The organism is Laedolimicola sp., assembly GCF_051972735.1.
GTDB classification, from domain to species: Bacteria; Bacillota; Clostridia; order Lachnospirales; family Lachnospiraceae; genus Laedolimicola; species Laedolimicola intestinihominis.
Genome location: NZ_JBOKYU010000103.1, coordinates 1 through 536, shown reverse-complemented (window position 1 = coordinate 536; position 536 = coordinate 1). Strand labels below are relative to the sequence as shown.

General features: G+C 56.2%; 1 protein-coding gene. It reads left to right on the top strand.

What is annotated here, in order from left to right:
- Nucleotides 1-536, top strand: a 536-nt coding sequence (locus ACTRC3_RS11780; RefSeq protein WP_440323199.1) for a hypothetical protein, incomplete at both ends; no start/stop codon positions are given.

Sequence of the window (536 nt, the reverse complement as noted above, 5' to 3'; positions counted from 1 at the left end):
GGAAGCGGAGCTGCCAGAGCTGGGCGAGGGCGAACAGATCGACACGTCCATCCCCGCAGACCCCAATGTGAAAAACTACTCCTACACCGTGGTGGACGGCGAGGTGTACTACCGGGAAAACAGCCGCATGGTGCGCCCTGACCTCAACGCCACCGCCGAAGCCCGTGTAAAAGGTCTTGTGGAACTGCGTGATTGTGTGCAGGAACTGATCGACCTTCAGATGGATGCAGCGGTTCCAGACAGCACCATTACCCAAAAGCAGGCGGAACTGAACAGCCTCTATGACAGCTTTTCTGCCAAATACGGTCTCATCAATGACCGTGCAAACCGTCTGGCCTATGCAGACGATTCTTCCTATTACCTGCTCTGTGCGCTGGAAGTCATCGACGAGGACGGAAAGCTGGAACGCAAGGCAGATATGTTCACCAAGCGGACCATCAAGCCCCATCAGGCGGTGGCTGCCGTAGACACGGCAAGTGAAGCACTGGCGGTGTCCATCTCGGAAAAAGCCTGCGTGGATATGGACTATATGAGCC